Here is a 16,291-nt window from a genome sequence, read left to right as displayed (position 1 = left end):
TTCTGGAGAGATGTGGAGATGACCGGTGTGTCGCACGGCCGACGCCCTCGGCCCCGGACGTCCGAGGAGTGTCGGTAGCCATGAACACCAACCCCGCCGAGTCCCAGCGGGAGCCGCAGGAGACGACGCAGGCCGCCCGTGAGCTCATCGAGCTTCTCGAGGTGCTGTGGGAGCGCGGCCGGGACATGGTGTCGTCGACGCCGGTGTCGGCGTCTCAACTGCGCGTGCTGTACAGCCTCGATCGCGAGGAGGGCATCAACCTCCGCGCCCTGGGGGAGCTGCTCGGTTCCGCGCCTCCTTCGGTGAGCCGCATGTGCGACCGCCTGGAGGCGCTGGGTTTCGTCCAGCGGCTGCCCAGCCCGGTCAGCCGCCGGCAGCTGGAGCTGCACCTGACCGTCCGGGGGAAGACGTACCTGCGTGACCTGCGTGTCCAGCGGGAGGAGGCCCTGCTCGCGGTGATCTCCGCGATGTCGCCGACGAGCCGCAAGGCGCTGCTGCGCGGGCTCACGGGGTTCCAGGAGGCGCTGGGCGAAGGCCCCTCGTCGAACGGCTCACACGGGGGCGCGCCACTGAAGGACGTCCGCTCCGCCTGACCTCTGTGCGCCGTGCGTCGCTCCGTCCGGCCACGTGCCCCATGCCCCACTTGTCACCCTTTGGTCACCCATGACGTGTTCACCTTGGACACGAGCCAGATGTTGCATCAAGGATACAGTTGCCGCCCGGCAACTGTTGACACGGGCCGACCCTATCGCCCCTTCCAGTCGAGACAGACGACGAGCGCGTCGTCCTCCAGCGGGGTGCCGCCGTGGTAGGTGGCGAGTTCACGCAGCACCGCCCCCGGGACCTGCGTGGGCGGCAGCAGCCGCGTCGCGGTGAGCGCGCGGGCCAGCGCCCGCTCCCCGTAACTCTCGCCTTCGGGGGAGGCGGCGTCGTACACACCGTCGCTGCCGAACAGCAGCCGGTCCCCCGGGCTCACCGTGAACCGCTCCGGGGTGTAGGCGGTCTCCTCGAACATCCCCAGGGGCAGCTGGGCCTCGAGGGAGACCCGCTCGACGGCCCGGCCGCGCAGGCGCCACAGCCGCGGCGAACCGGCGTCCACGGCCTCCACCTCGCCCGTGGCGAGGTCGAAGCGCAGCAGGAGCACCGAGACGAAGGCGCTGCCGCGGTACTGGGCGTACACCGCCTGGTCCGCGAGGGCCGCCTGGTCCGCGAGGCCGAGACCGGCCCGGCGGGCGTTGCGGAGGGCGTTGATGGCGAGGTGGGTCAGGAGAGCGGCCTCGATGCCCTCCCCCATCCCGTTGGTGACCGTCAGGGTCAGGTGGTCGGCCGAGGCCGACCAGTCGTAGTTGTCACCGAAGATCGCGTAGGCGGGTTCCAGGTGGGCGCCGAGGGCGAACTCGGGGCGGGCGCACGAGCGGCCGGGAAGGAGCTGCCACTGCATCTCGGCCGCGAGCGTCAGCCGTGTGGCCCGCCGCGCCAGGACGTACACGTCCGTGTCGCGCTCGGCCACCAGGATCTCGTGGCCGAGCGCCTCGCAGAGGTGGCGCAGCTCGGGCAGGAGCGGCCTGAGGTCGGTCCCCGCCGGCAGGCCCACCGTGAGGACGCCCATCCGGTCCCCCCTGACCGTGACCGGGAGGTGGACGTAGACGGAGTCGGCCTCCTGGGTGACGTGCGGCTCCTGGGAGCCGAAGGCACGGCCCTGCGGGCTGTCATGGATCGGGACCTGCCGGGGCGCGTCGGGCGCGCCTCCGACGAGCTGGAGCGAGCGCAGCCCGTAGTCCGCAAGGCGGAGTTCCACCCGCAGCGCGCCGTAGTGCTCCAGCAGGGCGGTCTCCAGGACGCCCACCAGGAGGTGCGGAGCCGCCTGGCGCAGTGCCTGCTCGACTCCGGTGCTCTCGTCCACGTCTTCCCGCTTCTCCTTGTACCGGGTGCGGCCCCGCCCACGGCGGGGCCGCACCGTCCTTCGTCTAAGCCGCTCTGCCGGCCGCGGCCAGCGCTGCCGCCACGTCGGCGTGCAGGGGTGTCGTCATCGTCAGTCCGGTGATCTCCAGAATGCGTCGCACGGCAGGCGTCGGCGCGGCGAGATGGAGGTCGCCGCCCGCCTCCCGTGCGTCCCGCGCCGCCCTGATCAGGACGTTCAGTCCGGACGAGTCCATGAAGGCCAGCGGGGAGAGGTCCAGGACGAGGTGGCGGCGGCCGTGCAGGAACTGGTTGGCCAGGTGGTGGTGGAGCAGGGTGGCCGTCTCGATGTCGAGTTCGCCTCCCACGGACAGCACCGCCGTACCGGCGTCTCGGATCTCCACTTCGACATCCAGGTTCACTTCTCGCTCGGGCATACTCCCTGCTTTCCACGGTGGAGGAACGGTCGGGCATACGGTCTGGTCGGCCATGCGGTCAGTTGACCCGCACACCGATCAGGCACGTGTCGTCGTCGGTGTCGGACTTGCTGTGCGTGAGCAGCAGGTCCAGGCGTCGTTCGAGGCTGCCGGCCGGGGCCTGGGCCGTGGCGAGGAGCTGGGCCACGGAGTCCTGTACGGAGGTGTCCCGCCGCTCGACGAGACCGTCGGTGTACATCAGCACCGTGTCCTCCGCCTCCAGCTGGATCTCCGCCTCCTCGTACTCGGCCTCGGCGAGGGCTCCGAGCAGCATCCCCCTGAGCAGCGGCAGGTTGCTGGCCTCGGCGCCCCGTACGAGGACCGGCGGGAGGTGTCCCGCCCTCGCCCAGCGCAGGGTCCGGGTCTCGGGGTCGAAGACCCCGCAGACGGCGGTGGCCGTAACGTGCGCGGTGAGGTGGTGGGCGACGTTGTTCAGCCAGGACAGCAGCTGCGCGGGGCCCGCTCCGGTGACGGCGAGGCCGCGCATGGCGTTGCGCAGGACGACCATCCCGGTGGCGGCCTCGATGCCGTGGCCCGCGATGTCGCCGACGCACAGCAGTATCTTCTTGGACGGCAGCACGACCGCGTCGTACCAGTCGCCGCCGACCAGGGACTCGGTCTCGGCCGGCCGGTAGCGTACGGCGACGTCGAGCCCGGGGGCGTCGAGCGGAGGCTTGGTCGGCGGCATGATGGCGTGCTGCAGCTGGAGGGCGAGGCGGTTGCGTTCCGCCGACTCCTGCTCCGTGACGGCGAGTTGGTCACGGGTGGCGGCCAGCGCCACCTCCGTCCAGTGCTGCGCGGAGATGTCCTGGTAGGCGCCGCGCACGGCGAGGAGCCGCTCGTCGGCGTCGAGGGCGGGTTCGGCGATCACCCGGATGTGGCGGGTCACCCCGTCGCGGCGCAGCATGCGGAAGGCCGTGGAGCTCGCCCGCCGCTGGTGCAGCACGGCCCGCAGGAAGCGCCCGATGGCGACCGCGTCGTCGGGGTGGGCGTGCGCCGTGAGGTCGCGCAGGGAGACCGGCTGCTCGGTGGTCTCCCGGCCGAAGAGCTCGAAGAGCTGTCCGTTCCAGGTGATCTCCCCGGTCAGGACGTCCTCCTCGAAGCCGCCGATGCGGCCGAGGCGCTGGGCGTGCTGCAACAGGCTCGCGAGCCGCGCGGACTCGTCCTCGACGCGCCAGATGAGGAGGACGCTGTCCCCGTGGCGGCTGATGCTGATGTCGGCGACGGACGACAGCGGCACCTGGTCCACGAGGGCGGTCATCCGGGTCCGCCGGGCCCGGAAGGGCTCTCCGGTGGCGTAGACGTGCTCGATCTGCTCGAAGAGCTCGCTCTCGCCGGCCGTCGCGGGGTACGCCTCCAGGAGCAGGGTTCCGTCGACGGCGCTCCGGGAGCGGCCCGCCGGGTCCTGGAAGCGCACGTTGGCGTGGCGGATGCGGAAGTCCCGCAGGCGGCCTTCCTCGTCCAGGTACGGAACCAGGACGAGGGCCGGGTCGTAGAGGCCGTCGGCGAGCTCCACCAGTTCCGAGGACCGGTCGGGCACGCCAGCGTACGCCCGTACCGGCGCCGACGGCACGGGGAGGGTCTCCAGGGTGTGGGCGCAGAGTTCCGCCAGGGCCTCGATCTGGCGCTCCACGGCCTGGGGCTGGGGTTCCAGAGGCCGGGACCAGCAGATCTCCAGGACGCCGTGGATACGGCCGCCGGTGCCGGCGGGCACCACCACCCGGCCGCCGTCGGGGTGACGGGCGTGGCCGATCGAGGGGATGCCGGCGGCCCCCAGCGACGGGATCCAGACGGTCCGGCGGCCGGTGAGCGCCTGCCGGGCCGCGGTGGCCACCCCGGGCGGTACGTAGCGCCAGCGGGCCGGCTCGTCGGCGCCGAAGCCCGCATGGCCGCGGAGGGTCAGCGAGGCGTCGGGGCCGGTGGTCCAGATGGCGACGGCGTCGGCGCCCAGGGGTGCGAGGGCGTGTTCCAGGAGCGACTCGGCGACGGCCTGGCTGTCCCCCGCGTTGAGCGCGGCGCTCTCGGCCGTACGCAGGCGCACGGCGACGGAGGCGTCGGTTGCGTCGCCCCCGCCGGGCTCGTCCGTCTCGCCGATGGTCCGCCTGACGAAGTCACCGGCGACCTCGGCGACCCGGTCGTGGGCGGCCTGGTTGATGATGTCCGCGGCCAGTTCCAGCTGCGACAGCCCGGCCTGCTCGGCGAGCGCGGCGAGCTGCCGCGCCGCGGGCGCGGGGCCGCAGCCGAGGCGCTCGACGATGACGCCCTTGGCGAGTTCGATCAGGGCGCGCCCCTCGGCCGCGGCGTGGGCGGCGCGCACCTCTCCGCGGAGTCGTTCCACCGTCGCGGCCAGCCGGCCGAGGGTGGAGTGGTCCTCCGGCGGACGGCTGTCCGCGGCGGCGCCGGGGCGCCGCTGCGAGGGGGTGGCGGGCAGCGTGGGCGCGACCGGCGTCGGAGCTCCGTCCCCGTGGGGACCGGCGGCGGTGTCTCCGCCGCGGGGGTGGGGAGTACTCATGAAGGGGACTCCTCGGAAACGGCGGCCGGGGGCCGCGGGACGGACGGGGACATGGTGCGCCGTGCGGGGCGCGGGGCCCGCCCGGTGGGGCGGTGCGGGCCGGTGGGGACACCCATGACGCTATCCGTCGATCAGCCACCGGCGGACGCAGGCGATGAGTTCGTCGGCGTCGACCGGTTTGGTCACGTAGTCCGTGGCGCCCGAGGCCAGGCTCTTCTCGCGGTCCCCCGGCATGGCCTTGGCCGTGACCGCGATGACGGGCAGTCCGGCGTGCTCGGGCATCTGCCGGATCCTGGAGGTGGCCGTGTAACCGTCCATCTCGGGCATCATGACGTCCATCAGGACCAGGTCGATGTCGGGGTGCTCGGTGAGCGCCTCGATCCCCTCCCGGCCGTTCTCCGCGTGCAGGACCTTGATGCCGTGCAGTTCCAGGATGCCGCTGAGGGCGTACAGGTTGCGGGCGTCGTCGTCGACGACGAGCACCGTGCGGCCGTGCAGGGTGGAGTCGATGGTCTGCGGCGCCGGCGGCCGGTGGTCGCCGCGCACCAGGGGCACGACGTCTCCCGGCTGGTCGGCGGACAGGTGCAGGGCGATCCGCTCGCGCAGTTCGTCGAGGCTGGAGAGCAGTTCGAGCGGCCGCTGGCGGGCGAGGGCCTGCAGGGCCCGTTCCTGGTCGTCGGCGAGCCGGCGGTTGTTGTGGGCGAGGACGGGCACGGTCCGCAGGGCCTCGTCGCCGTCCATGGCGTCGAGGAAGCGCAGGGCCTCGCCGTGGGCCATGTCGACGTCGAGCACCACGCAGTGGAACGGCTGGGTGGCGAGGGCGGTCGCGGCCTCCTGGGGTCCGACGACCGCGATCAGCTCGATGTCCTCCCGGTCCGCGTGCGAGCGGTCCGCGGTCAGCTCGGTGACGGCGTTCTCGGCGACGAGCGAGAGCAGTCCGCGCGGGCGCTCCTCGATGACGAGGAGGCGCCTGGTCTGCCGGGCCTGCGGGGCGGCCGGCAGTGCGGGGCGGCTGGTGGGGGCGCCCTGGGTCTGCTCCGGCGGTCCCTGGTCCAGTTCCGGCGCGGCCGTCTGGGTGTGGGTGGACTGTTCCTTGAGGTCGGCCCGGGCGACGGGCAGGTAGAGGGTGAAGGTGCTGCCTTCGCCGGGCTCGCTCGTGACCGTGAGGGCACCTCCGAGGAGGTAGGCGATCTCCCGGCTGATGGACAGGCCGAGGCCGGTGCCGCCGTACTTGCGGTTGGTCGTGCCGTCCGCCTGCTGGAAGGCGCCGAAGATGGCCTCCAGGTGCTGGGCGGGGATGCCGATGCCGGTGTCCTTGACCCGGAAGGCGACCACGGCGCCGCCGCGGTGGACGGTGGCGGGGAGCTCGTCGTCGGACGCGGGCTCGATGCTCAGGTCGACGCTGCCGCGCTCGGTGAACTTGACGGCGTTCGAGAGCAGGTTGCGCAGGACCTGCCGCAGCCGGGTGTCGTCGGTGACCAGGTCGGCGGGGGCCCCGGGGGCGGTGGAGACGGTGAAGGTGAGGCTCTTCTGGGTGGTGAGCGGGCGGAACGTCGCCTCGACGTAGTCGAGGAGGCGGCGCAGCGGCACCCGTTCCGGGTTGAGGTCCATCTTCCCGGCCTCGACCTTGGACAGGTCGAGGATGTCGTTGATGAGCTGGAGTAGGTCGGATCCGGCGGAGTGGATGATGCCGGCGTACTCGACCTGCTTGGCGGTGAGGTTGCGGGTCGGGTTCTGGGCGAGCAGCTGGGCCAGGATCAGCAGGCTGTTGAGCGGGGTGCGCAGCTCGTGGCTCATGTTGGCCAGGAACTCGGACTTGTACTTCGAGGCGAGGGAGAGCTGCTGGGCCCGGTCCTCGAGTTCCTGCCGGGCCTGCTCGATCTGCAGGTTCTTGGCCTCGATGTCGCGGTTCTGCGAGGCGAGCAGGGCCGCCTTGTCCTCGAGTTCGGCGTTGGAGCGCTGCAGTTCGACCTGCTGCACCTGGAGTTCCTCGGAGCGGGCGCGCAGTTCGTCGGCCAGCCGCTGGGACTCGCCGAGGAGTTCGTCGGTACGGGCGTTGGCGACGATCGTGCTGACGTTGACGCCCACCGTCTCCATGAGCTGCTCCAGGAAGTCCCGGTGCACGGAGGTGAAGGGGGTGAACGACATCAGCTCGAGGACGCCGAGGACCTGGTCCTCGACGACGATCGGCACGACGATCAGGCTGCCCCGTGCCGTCCGGCCGAGCCCGGAGGAGATGGAGACGTAGTCCTCGGGTACGTTCTCGGCGGAGATGGTACGGCGGCTGCGGGCGGCCTGGCCGACGAGGGACTCGCCCAGCCGGAACCGGTCGTGGCCGGAGCTGTCCGCGGGGCGGCCGTAGGAGCCGACGAGCCCCAGCTCGATGCCGCCGGGGCCGTCCTCGGCGAGGTAGAAGGCGCCGTACTGGGCGGAGACGAGCGGGGTCAGCTCGTCCATGACGAGCTCGGCGACGACGGCGAGGTCGCGGTGGCCCTGCATGAGGGCGGAGATCCGGGCGAGGCTGGACTTGAGCCAGTCCTGCTCCTGGTTGGCCCGGGTCGTCTCGCGCAGCGAGCCGACCATCGAGTTGATGTTGTCCTTGAGCTCGGCTACCTCGCCGGAGGCGTCGACGGTGATCGAGCGGGTCAGGTCGCCCTCGGCGACCGCGCTCGCGACCTCGGCGATGGCGCGGACCTGGCGGGTGAGGTTCCCGGCGAGCTCGTTGACGTTCTCGGTGAGCCGCTTCCAGGTGCCGGAGACGCCCTCGACCTCGGCCTGGCCGCCGAGGCGGCCCTCGCTGCCCACCTCCCTGGCGACGCGGGTGACCTCGGCCGCGAACGAGGACAGCTGGTCGACCATGGTGTTGATGGTCGTCTTCAGCTCCAGGATCTCGCCGCGGGCGTCGACGTCGATCTTCTTGGAGAGGTCGCCGTTGGCGACGGCGGTGGTGACCTGGGCGATGTTGCGGACCTGCCCGGTCAGGTTGTTCGCCATGGAGTTGACGTTGTCGGTGAGGTCCTTCCAGGTGCCGGCCACGTTCGGCACCCGCGCCTGGCCGCCGAGGCGGCCCTCGGTGCCGACCTCGCGGGCCACGCGGGTCACCTCGTCGGCGAAGGCCGACAGGGTGTCCACCATCGTGTTGATGGTGTCGGCGAGGGCGGCGACCTCGCCCTTCGCCTCCACGGTGATCCGACGGGAGAGGTCGCCGCGGGCCACGGCGGTCGCGACCTGCGCGATCGAACGCACCTGCCCGGTGAGGTTGGACGCCATCACGTTGACGTTGTCGGTGAGGTCCTTCCAGGTGCCGGAGGCGCCCCTCACGGTGGCCTGGCCGCCCAGGTTGCCCTCGGTGCCGACCTCCCGGGCGACACGGGTGACCTCGGCGGCGAACGCCGACAGCTGGTCGACCATCGTGTTGATGGTGGTCTTCAGCTCCAGGATCTCGCCCCGGGCGTCGACGTCGACCTTCTTGGAGAGGTCGCCGGTGGCCACGGCGGTGGCGACGTGCGCGATGGCACGCACCTGGGCGGTGAGGTTTCCGGCCATGGAGTTGACGGAGTCGGTGAGGTCGCGCCAGGTGCCGGAGACGCCCTTGACGTCGGCCTGACCACCGAGGATGCCCTCCGTACCGACGTCACGGGCCATGCGCGTGACCTCGTCGGCGAACGAGGAGAGCTGGTCGACCATCGTGTTGATGGTGTTCTTGAGCTCCAGGATCTCGCCGCGGGCGTCCACGTCGATCTTCTGCGAGAGGTCGCCCTTGGCGACGGCGGTGGCGACCTGGGCGATGTCGCGGACCTGGGTGGTGAGGTTGCCGGCCATCGCGTTCACGGAGTCGGTCAGATCCGCCCAGGTGCCGGAGACACCGGGCACGTCGGCCTGCCCGCCCAGGGTCCCCTCGGTTCCCACCTCGCGGGCGACCCGGGTCACCTCGGAGGTGAAGAGGGAGAGCTGGTCGACCATCCCGTTGAACACACTGGAGATCTCGCCCATCAGGCCGCTCGCCTCGTCGGGCAGACGGGTGCCGAAGTCCCCGTCCCGCACGGCGGTGAGCCCCGCCAGGAGCTGCCGCAGCTCGGACTCCCCCACCGCGGCCGGCCCCGGCCGCCGCGCGGCCGAGGAGCCTTCGATCGTCGTCTCAGACATGCCTCATCCTCGTTCGCTCGCCAGGCACCCGTTGAGGGGTCGTTCGGTCACGGACGCTGGTCGGACCGCCGCCCCTCCCGTACGGCTCCGGCCTCGACCGTTGCCGTACGGCAATAAAGACGACACTACCCCGCTGTGATCGACGCGAGGAGAGCGGTAGCGGATCAAGCGGCCGGAACGAGCCGCTGCCCGGAGCGCCCCGGCCCGCCCCGCGCCCCCGGAGGCGTACCTGCCCAGGCCGCCCCGGCTCAACCCGCATGGATACGGAGAGCGGGGGTACGCGGCGCTTCGAACCGGGCGGTCGGCGCCCTGACGGCGAAGGGAGAAGCACTGTGTTGATGGCCCATCCCGCGGTGTTGAGCAATCTGATCGAGCAGTACGAGACGCTGAGGATGCTCCACGCGGAGAACGGTGGCACCGAGGTACGCCGGCGCATGGACGACATCGCGTACACACTGTGCGTCTCCACGGGCACGCGTGACGTGGACACGGCACTGATCGCCGCCCGCCACCGTCTGCCCGGCGCGCGCACGGAGGACGACTCGGTCCTGATGGCCTGAAGTCAGCACAGCCGAACCCGGCACGGTCCCCGGAAGGGAAACCGTGCCGGGTTCGGCTTTTCCCGGCCCGCTCGCCGCTCCTCCCCCGCGTACGCGACCGCGCCCGCCGCCGAGGTCGGCAGCGGGCGCGGTCGGGTGTGCGCGAGTGGGGCGGGGGGTGGGCCTACCAGCGGTACCAGCGTCCCGTGCCGCCCTTCGGCCGGGCCACGAAGCCCAGCAGCCAGAGGACGAGCACGATCACGGCGATCCACCAAAGGGCCTTCACCGCGAATCCGGCACCGAACAGAATCAGCGCCAGCAGAAGAACCAGCAGCAGGGGAACCATGTGTCAACAACCTCCGGAATTCTGATTTCCTTTTCGGTGGCAGGGAAATGCAATCGCTATTTCCCGGATCACCGCGTGTCAGAGACGGCCGCCGGTGAGCCGGGAGAGCGGGCCGCGGGAACGCAGCCCCGCCCGGCGCCCCAGCGCGTAGGCGCCGGTGATCACGGCCGCCGCGCTCACGGCGGCGCTGCCGGAGACCGCCTTGCGGGCGCGTACGGCGGTCAGCAGCGTGCCACCGGTGCCGCGGACGGCGTGGACGGCAGCCAAGGTCTTCTCGGCGAGAGGAGCGGGAAGGGCCGTCAGGGTCCCGGTGGCCGCTTCCCCGCCCCCCTCCACCGCGTGGACGGTCTTCTTCGTCTCGTCCGCGGCGCGGCTCGTTCGGCTTCGCGTTCCGGTGCTTTCCGAAGCAGCACGCGAATTGTTCCGACCGGACGGGGTCTCGTTGCTTTTCTCCGATGCACTCATATGCATCGTCTAGCCGGACCCGGCCGGAACAAACCCTGTTTCACAGGAGTTTGCCGAGCGGACCGAGATCGATATTGAGGTCCTCCGGCTCGAGCCCGAAGCGGTCGCGCAGCAAGCCCATCCGGTCCTCCAGGAGCATGAGGGTCAGACCGAGCCGTTCCTCCTGCTCCTCGGTGAGATCGCCCACCTCGACCCGGCGCAGGGCCTGGCGTTCCATCAGCTGGCGCAGCAGCTCGATGACGGTCAGGACCAGACAGGCCAGGTCGCGTTCGACGGTGTCGGGGTCGAGTTCCACCCGTCGCGGCCGGGTCGTCATGGGGTCACCTGTTTCCACGGGGAGGGCACGGCGTCGCCGACGGAGCTGATGAGCGCCTTCAGGTCGACGCGGACGAGGTCGACGTCGGCGATCGTCAGGGTGATGTCGCCGGCCAGGACCACGCCGCCGGCGAGCAGCCGGTCGAGCAGGTCGACGAGCGCGATCTCCCGCTGGTCGGTGATCGGCCGGGCAGCCGGCCGGCCGGTCATCGGTCCGGCCCGTCGTCGGTCCCGGTCCGTGTGAACGAGTAGGGAACCCAGGGGCCGGTGATCTCCACGCGCAGGCCGGCCCGGACGTCTTCGGGCGGGGGGACCGTGTCGAGGAACTCCTGCCGCTTCTCGTCGGGGACGAGGTAGGCGGCGTTGAAGACGTTCCGGCCGGGCCCCTCGGACAGCCGGGCCTGCTGGGGCGGGTGCAGCACCGTCTCCGCCGCCACGCGCTCCAGCGACTCGTGCAGCCGCCGTGCGGTGAGGGCCGCCGTGTCCTCGACGTCCTGGCGAGCCCGCCGGTCCCCGAGGCGGCGGCGCAGGTAGTCGCGCCCGGAGCTGCCCGGGGCCGCGGCGCCGGGGCCGGGGCTGGTCGTGCCGGCGGTGCTGCCGGCGCTGGCAGTGCTGGCGGACGCGGGTTCTCCGGGGGTCTCGTCGACGTACAGCTTGATTCCCCACTCATGGGCGCCGGTCAGCCGGTCGATGGTCTCCGACAGGCGGTGTTCGCCGTCTTCGAGGAGACGGCGCACGCCCGGTTCCCCGCGGCAGACGGTCGCGAGCCGCAGCGGCACGGTGGTGACGTGCCGGCCCGCGGCGGCGACCACGCGGTGGTGGGCCCTGGCGACCTCCGCGAGCCAGTCCAGGTCCTCGAGGCGTCGACGCAGCGGCGCCTCGTCGAAATCGGCCGCCGGGACCGGTTCGACGAGGGCGGTCAGGCCCCGGTGCGCGACGGCTGTGAGGCCCGCGCCCAGGGTTTCGTCGGCCGGGGGGCCGGGGGGCGGTCCGGTGGTGTCGGAGGACCGGACGACGGCGTACACGTAGAGCAGCGGTTCGTCGTTCATGACTCCTGCCTCGCCTCCAGCTCGGCGATCCGGCGGCGCAACTCCTCGTTCTCCTGGCCGAGTTCGCTGCGGCGGGCTCCGGACGACAGGGCGGGGTCCTGCTCCCACCAGTCGATGCCCATCTCCTTGGCCCGGTCGACCGACGCCACGACGAGGCGCAGCTTGATGGTGAGGAGTTCGATGTCGAGGAGGTTGATACGGATGTCCCCGGCGATCACCACGCCCTTGTCGAGGACGCGTTCCAGGATGTCGGCGAGATTGGCCGACTGGTCGTCGTACGGACGGGGAAGTCCCGACGGCATCGTCATACGGTGTCCTCCTCGTCTTCCGGCTCGTCTTCGGGATCGTCTTCGGGCTCGTCGTCCGGCTCTTCTTCCGGCTCGTCGTCCAGCTCTTCTTCCCGGTCTTCTTCCCACGCTTCTTCCGGGCCGTCTTCCCGTGCCTCTTCCGGCTCCGTGAGCGTCTCGGTGGCCTCGTCGAGCATCAGCGAACCGGCGTAGTGGCGCAGTTCGTCCTCGATCCGGCGGCGCATCCTCCCCGTCCCGCCCGCGCGGCCGCCGGGCCATCGCGGCCTGTACTCGACGGCGAGCACGACGGAGGTGAGGTTCTCGGCGGCCTCGTGGAAGCTCACGGCGCCCCGGGTGGGACCCTTCGCCCCGTCCCGGGTCCAGGCGATGGTCCGTTCCCCGGCCGACCGGGTCACCCGGGCCGGCCGCCCACGGCCGGGCCGGGGGCCGCTCGGCGTGCGCCCCCGGCCCGACCAGTGGTCGACCCATCGTTCGTACGCGACGGCCACCGGCACCGCCACCTGCACCGTGGCCACGAGCGAGGCGGGCGGCACGGCCCGTTCCCCGAGCGTGCCCCTGAGGTGGCGGAGGCGGCCGGTGACGTCATGGAGCCGGGCGGAGGACCGGCCCATGAACCGGGCGGCGCCGATGGCCAGCCGCGCGGTGTGGGTCATCTTCCGTCCCTCCGCGCCGCGTCCAGACGGGCCAGGAGCTCGTCCTCGCGGCGGTCGAACTCCGCATCCTCGATCTCACCGGCCTCGAACGCCGCGACGAGGCCCGCCAGTTCACGGTGGACGACCTCGGGGTCGTAATACTCCCGCTCCGCCACCTCGACGACCTGCCGCAGCACCCAGGCGGTGCCCCGCACCGGCGCGGCCGGCAGCAGGAGGACCTCAGTGAGCAGTCCCATGGGTCACTCCGTCTCGACGAAGCTGTACACGGGCAGCGGGCCCGTCACCTGTTCCTTGAGGTGCTCGTGCTCCTGGTGGAGGGCGCGCACGGCGCCGAGGAACTCCTCCTGGCGTTCGCGTTCCACGAGGAACGACAGGTTCGCCAGCCAGCCGCTGCCCTCCGGTCCGCGCACGACCGCCGCCGCGTACGGCGCGAGGGTCTGCTCGACGAGCACCGCGTCGGTCTTCTCCCGCTCGGCGACGGCCCGCGCGACCAGCTCGCCGAAGGCGAGCTTCTCCTCGTGACTGGCACCGCCCGCCGCGCGTTGGGCGGCGTGCCGGGCCAGCAGGCCGGGGTCGCCGGCGAGCACGACGTGCAGCACGGCCTCCTCGTCGTGGTAGACCTTGACGTTGAACTCCTCCTTGCCGTCGAGCTTCTCCAGCCGCTCCAGATAGCGGTCGTGGTGCTCCTCGAGGATGGCGGCGACGGTCTCGTCGTCGGGCGAGACCCCGCCGAACCGCAGGGGCAGCACCGGACCGTCCTTGCCGGCCAGGATCACGACGTGCTGGTGCGCGAGCAGGTCGCGGCGCTTCGCCTTCAGTTCGGGCGGCGCGTCGCTGCACAGGGCCACCAGGTCACCGCTGCGTACGGTGCGGACGGGCCGCGGGGGTTCGCCGATGCCCTCGATCGGGTCGGGCAGCTTCCGGTCGGCGGGCGCGATGCCGTAGACGTACGTGCTCATTCCTTCTCCTCCCGGCGGGTCGAGGTGCGGCGGCGCGATCCGCCGCTGCTGCTACTGCTGCTCTTCTCCTCCGTCGCCTCGTCCTTGGCCTGGTGGAAGGCGTCGGAGATGCTCTGCGCGGCGCCGCTCAGCGCGCCCTTGGTCTTGGCGCGGGCGCCGGACTCGGTCGCGTCGCCGAGCAGTTCGGGCAGGCCGGGGTTCTTGCGCGGACCGGCTTCCAGGTCGAGGCGGTTGCAGGCCTCGGCGAAGCGCAGATAGGTGTCGACGCTCGCCACGACGACACGTACGTCGATCTTCAGGATCTCGATGCCGACCAGGGAGACGCGCACGAACGCGTCGATCACCAGGCCACGGTCAAGAACCAGTTCGAGCACGTCGTACAGACCGCTGGAGCCACCCCCGGAGGTGGCCGGAGCGGCGGTCTGGGTGGGCATGACAGTCATACTTCTCGGTCTCCCTCTCGTCTCGGGACGGACGGGTACGGGAAGGGGCGGGGCCGCGTCGTTCAGCGGCGGTCCGCCCGTCCCCGCTCGTAGCGGCGGGTGCGCCGGTAGCCGATGAGGTGCCCGCTGTGGTCGGCTTCGACCTCGTACGAGGCGAGCAGGCTCATCGTGTCCGGTACGCGCTGCAGTTCGAGGACTTCGACCGTGAGGTGCCAGTCGCCGTCCTCGCCGCGGCCGCAGGAGCTGACGGCCTCCGCCGGCTGGTTCAGGAGGAGCGCGAGCTGCTCCATCGCCGTCCGGATCACCTCGGCCACCGGTGGCTGCCGTTCCTTCTCCGTCTGCGCGGCCTTGCTCTCCGTCCCGCTTTCCGATGAATGGGCCATGACGTTCTCCTCTCTCGTGTTGCCGGGTGTTCCGTCCCCAAACCAGGTGAAACGTCCCGTACTTGTGGGGTGGGGGTCAGCGCAGGCCGTTCACCCGCGACAGCGCCGCGACGCCGAGGGCCGCGAGCAGCACCTGCGCCAGCCACTCGGTCCAGTCCGCCCCCGAGGTGTCGGAGAGCCCCGCCACCCGGGCGATCGCCGTACCGACCAGCGCGGCCGCGATGCCGACGACGACGGTCCACAGCAGGCCGATGTGCTGGCGGCCGGGGACGACGAGCCGCCCCAGCGCACCGACGACCGTTCCGATGACCAGCGCGCTGATCACGCCTGAGATCTCCACCGCCGCCTCCCCGGTCTCCGGGCAACGTGCCCTTCGACCCGCCTGCCCGCCGCGCGCCACTCCACGCCCGGCCGGCGCGTCCGATGGCCTAACGGGCCGTCGGGAGCTCCGGGGCCCACGAGGACCGCAGCTGTTCCTCGTACCGCGCCACGCCGTCACGGTCGGCCGCGATCACGGCGTAACGCCAGGTCAGGCCGTCGGCCGGCGCCCCGGCGTACAGGACGATCCCCTCGCCGCGCGCGGGGTCGAAGGCGATCCGGCCGATGCGCAGCCGGTCCACGGCCTCCGCGAAGGAGTACGGCTCCGGCGCCCGGAGCCGACCCGTCGCCCAGGTCGGGTCGACGGCTCCAGCTCCCCACGCGGCTCCTACTCCTGCTGCGGCTCCTGCTCCGGCTCGTGCGGCCAGGCGGGTCACCATGGCCTGCGGCGTGGTCGTGGCCGTACGCCGCACATTGCTCTCGCCCGCCACGAGTCCGCCGTCGGCCGACACCATCGCGTCGATGCCGAAAGGCCCGGCGTAGCCGTGCTCCGTCAGGAAACCGCCCAGCGCGCACCCCCACGTCTCCAGCACCGGCAGCGTCGCCGCGGACTCCGCCGCGGGGGCGGGCAGGGGTGACAGATAGCCCGTGAAGCAGCCCTCCACGGTCCGCATCTCGCCGCTGAACAGCGTCCTCGGCCCTTCGGGGCCCGTCTCCAGCTGGACGCTCACCGACCGTGCCACGTCGATCTCCTCCTCGACGACCCACAGTCCCTCCGTCCCGCCCACCGGGGCAAGCTCGTCCCCGGCCCAGGGGGCGTCGGCCGACGAGAGGAACAGCAGACCGTGGCCCCCGGCGGACCGGTCGGGCTTGACCACGACCCGTTCGTGCGAGCCGAGCAACTCCTTGACGACGCCCGCCAGCTCGGCGCGGCGGCAGACGCGGCCGTCCGGCAGCCGCATGCCGAGGGCCCGTGCCGTACGCCGGAACCCGGCCTTCGTGTTGAGGAGCCTGGTCACGTCGAGCGCGGCCTCGGCCGCTTCGACCGAGGCGTACGGCGCCACGGTCGTTCCCAGGCCGCGGGCGAGACCGACGGCCGCGGTGTCCAGGGCCGTGGGGAGGACGGCGGCCACGGGGCGGCCGGCGGACGCCCGGCGCACCGCGTCGACGGCCGCGCGGTGCGGCTCCCGTCCGGCCGCCGACACGAAGCCGCCGGGCAGGGTGATCACCGTCACCGATCCGCGGGGAACGCCGGTCAGGGCACAGGCATACTCCAGGAACGCCTCGCCGACGGGCACAGGCGTCACAAGGATGTCTCCGGGGTGCAGCAGCCACACCTCACGGGGCGCCTGCTCCGCCCAGGCACCGAGCACCTCGCGCTGTTCGAGATCCACCGCCAGATCGGAGACGAGGTTCGCGTAGAGGACCTGGAGGCCGGGCGTGTCCATACGGCGGTCTCTCACATGCGGGCGGCGGGCGG

General features: G+C 72.1%; 19 protein-coding genes. 2 read left to right on the top strand and 17 right to left on the bottom strand.

Annotated features, from left to right (window positions below; all coding sequences use genetic code 11):
• The first annotated feature begins 80 nt into the window (after positions 1-80).
• A complete protein-coding gene (locus ABT034_RS07145) occupies positions 81-593 on the top strand; it encodes a MarR family winged helix-turn-helix transcriptional regulator (protein WP_351212155.1) in 513 nt (170 codons plus the stop codon).
• A 152-nt stretch (positions 594-745) separates the two neighbouring features.
• Here the strand turns inward: ABT034_RS07145 and ABT034_RS07140 are convergent, their stop codons facing one another.
• The 4 genes from ABT034_RS07140 to ABT034_RS07125 form a co-directional block, all read right to left on the bottom strand.
• Positions 746-1,903 (bottom strand): PP2C family protein-serine/threonine phosphatase, encoded by a 1,158-nt coding sequence (locus ABT034_RS07140; protein WP_351212153.1) that lies wholly within the window; start codon positions 1,901-1,903, stop codon positions 746-748.
• Between the two features lie 64 nt (positions 1,904-1,967).
• Positions 1,968-2,336, bottom strand: a complete 369-nt coding sequence (locus ABT034_RS07135; protein ID WP_351212151.1) for an STAS domain-containing protein — start codon at positions 2,334-2,336, stop codon at positions 1,968-1,970.
• A gap of 58 nt (positions 2,337-2,394) precedes the next feature.
• Complete coding sequence (locus ABT034_RS07130; RefSeq protein WP_351212149.1) at positions 2,395-4,887, bottom strand: SpoIIE family protein phosphatase; 2,493 nt, start codon at positions 4,885-4,887, stop codon at positions 2,395-2,397.
• Between the two features lie 120 nt (positions 4,888-5,007).
• Positions 5,008-9,033, bottom strand: a complete 4,026-nt coding sequence (locus ABT034_RS07125; RefSeq protein ID WP_351212147.1) for a HAMP domain-containing hybrid sensor histidine kinase/response regulator — start codon at positions 9,031-9,033, stop codon at positions 5,008-5,010.
• Between the two features lie 332 nt (positions 9,034-9,365).
• Here ABT034_RS07125 and ABT034_RS07120 point away from each other — a divergent pair, with 332 nt between their 5' ends.
• Positions 9,366-9,593, top strand: coding sequence for a DUF5133 domain-containing protein (locus tag ABT034_RS07120; RefSeq protein ID WP_351212145.1), 228 nt, complete (start codon positions 9,366-9,368; stop codon positions 9,591-9,593).
• 163 nt (positions 9,594-9,756) lie between these two features.
• On the opposite strand, the gene ABT034_RS07115 is transcribed toward ABT034_RS07120, so the two are convergent.
• The 13 genes from ABT034_RS07115 to ABT034_RS07055 form a co-directional block, all read right to left on the bottom strand.
• Positions 9,757-9,918 (bottom strand): DUF5670 family protein, encoded by a 162-nt coding sequence (locus ABT034_RS07115; protein ID WP_158984609.1) that lies wholly within the window; start codon positions 9,916-9,918, stop codon positions 9,757-9,759.
• A gap of 78 nt (positions 9,919-9,996) precedes the next feature.
• The gene (locus ABT034_RS07110; protein WP_351212143.1) at positions 9,997-10,254 is read right to left on the bottom strand and encodes a hypothetical protein; all 258 of its coding nucleotides are present in this window, start codon (positions 10,252-10,254) and stop codon (positions 9,997-9,999) included.
• A gap of 169 nt (positions 10,255-10,423) precedes the next feature.
• Positions 10,424-10,699 carry a gas vesicle protein K gene (locus tag ABT034_RS07105; RefSeq protein WP_351212141.1) on the bottom strand — a complete coding sequence of 92 codons (276 nt, stop codon included), beginning with the start codon at positions 10,697-10,699 and terminating at the stop codon, positions 10,424-10,426.
• Complete coding sequence (locus tag ABT034_RS07100) at positions 10,696-10,908, bottom strand: gas vesicle protein (RefSeq protein WP_351212139.1); 213 nt, start codon at positions 10,906-10,908, stop codon at positions 10,696-10,698. The genes ABT034_RS07105 and ABT034_RS07100 overlap by 4 nt, the downstream gene beginning before the upstream one ends.
• Positions 10,905-11,747, bottom strand: coding sequence for a GvpL/GvpF family gas vesicle protein (locus tag ABT034_RS07095; protein WP_351212137.1), 843 nt, complete (start codon positions 11,745-11,747; stop codon positions 10,905-10,907). Before ABT034_RS07095 ends, ABT034_RS07100 begins: the two co-directional genes overlap by 4 nt.
• Complete coding sequence (locus ABT034_RS07090) at positions 11,744-12,055, bottom strand: gas vesicle protein (RefSeq protein WP_351212135.1); 312 nt, start codon at positions 12,053-12,055, stop codon at positions 11,744-11,746. Before ABT034_RS07090 ends, ABT034_RS07095 begins: the two co-directional genes overlap by 4 nt.
• Positions 12,052-12,708 carry an SRPBCC family protein gene (locus ABT034_RS07085; protein ID WP_351212133.1) on the bottom strand — a complete coding sequence of 219 codons (657 nt, stop codon included), beginning with the start codon at positions 12,706-12,708 and terminating at the stop codon, positions 12,052-12,054. Before ABT034_RS07085 ends, ABT034_RS07090 begins: the two co-directional genes overlap by 4 nt.
• The gene (locus ABT034_RS07080) at positions 12,705-12,944 is read right to left on the bottom strand and encodes a gas vesicle protein GvpG (protein WP_351212131.1); all 240 of its coding nucleotides are present in this window, start codon (positions 12,942-12,944) and stop codon (positions 12,705-12,707) included. Before ABT034_RS07080 ends, ABT034_RS07085 begins: the two co-directional genes overlap by 4 nt.
• A 3-nt stretch (positions 12,945-12,947) precedes the next feature.
• Positions 12,948-13,667, bottom strand: coding sequence for a GvpL/GvpF family gas vesicle protein (locus ABT034_RS07075; protein WP_351212129.1), 720 nt, complete (start codon positions 13,665-13,667; stop codon positions 12,948-12,950).
• Entirely contained in the window at positions 13,664-14,110 is a 447-nt protein-coding gene (locus ABT034_RS07070; protein ID WP_351212127.1) for a gas vesicle structural protein GvpA, read from the bottom strand. The genes ABT034_RS07075 and ABT034_RS07070 overlap by 4 nt, the downstream gene beginning before the upstream one ends.
• A gap of 62 nt (positions 14,111-14,172) precedes the next feature.
• Positions 14,173-14,493, bottom strand: coding sequence for a gas vesicle protein GvpO (gene gvpO, locus ABT034_RS07065; RefSeq protein WP_351212125.1), 321 nt, complete (start codon positions 14,491-14,493; stop codon positions 14,173-14,175).
• A gap of 76 nt (positions 14,494-14,569) precedes the next feature.
• Complete coding sequence (locus ABT034_RS07060; protein ID WP_351212123.1) at positions 14,570-14,833, bottom strand: GlsB/YeaQ/YmgE family stress response membrane protein; 264 nt, start codon at positions 14,831-14,833, stop codon at positions 14,570-14,572.
• Between the two features lie 88 nt (positions 14,834-14,921).
• Positions 14,922-16,259 (bottom strand): preATP grasp domain-containing protein, encoded by a 1,338-nt coding sequence (locus ABT034_RS07055; protein WP_351212121.1) that lies wholly within the window; start codon positions 16,257-16,259, stop codon positions 14,922-14,924.
• Positions 16,260-16,291 lie beyond the last annotated feature (32 nt).

It is taken from the genome of Streptomyces sp. NPDC002773, from assembly GCF_040295605.1.
Taxonomy (GTDB): Bacteria; Actinomycetota; Actinomycetes; order Streptomycetales; family Streptomycetaceae; genus Streptomyces.
Note: the sequence above shows the minus strand (reverse complement) of the source record. Positions and strands in the feature narration are given on the sequence as shown.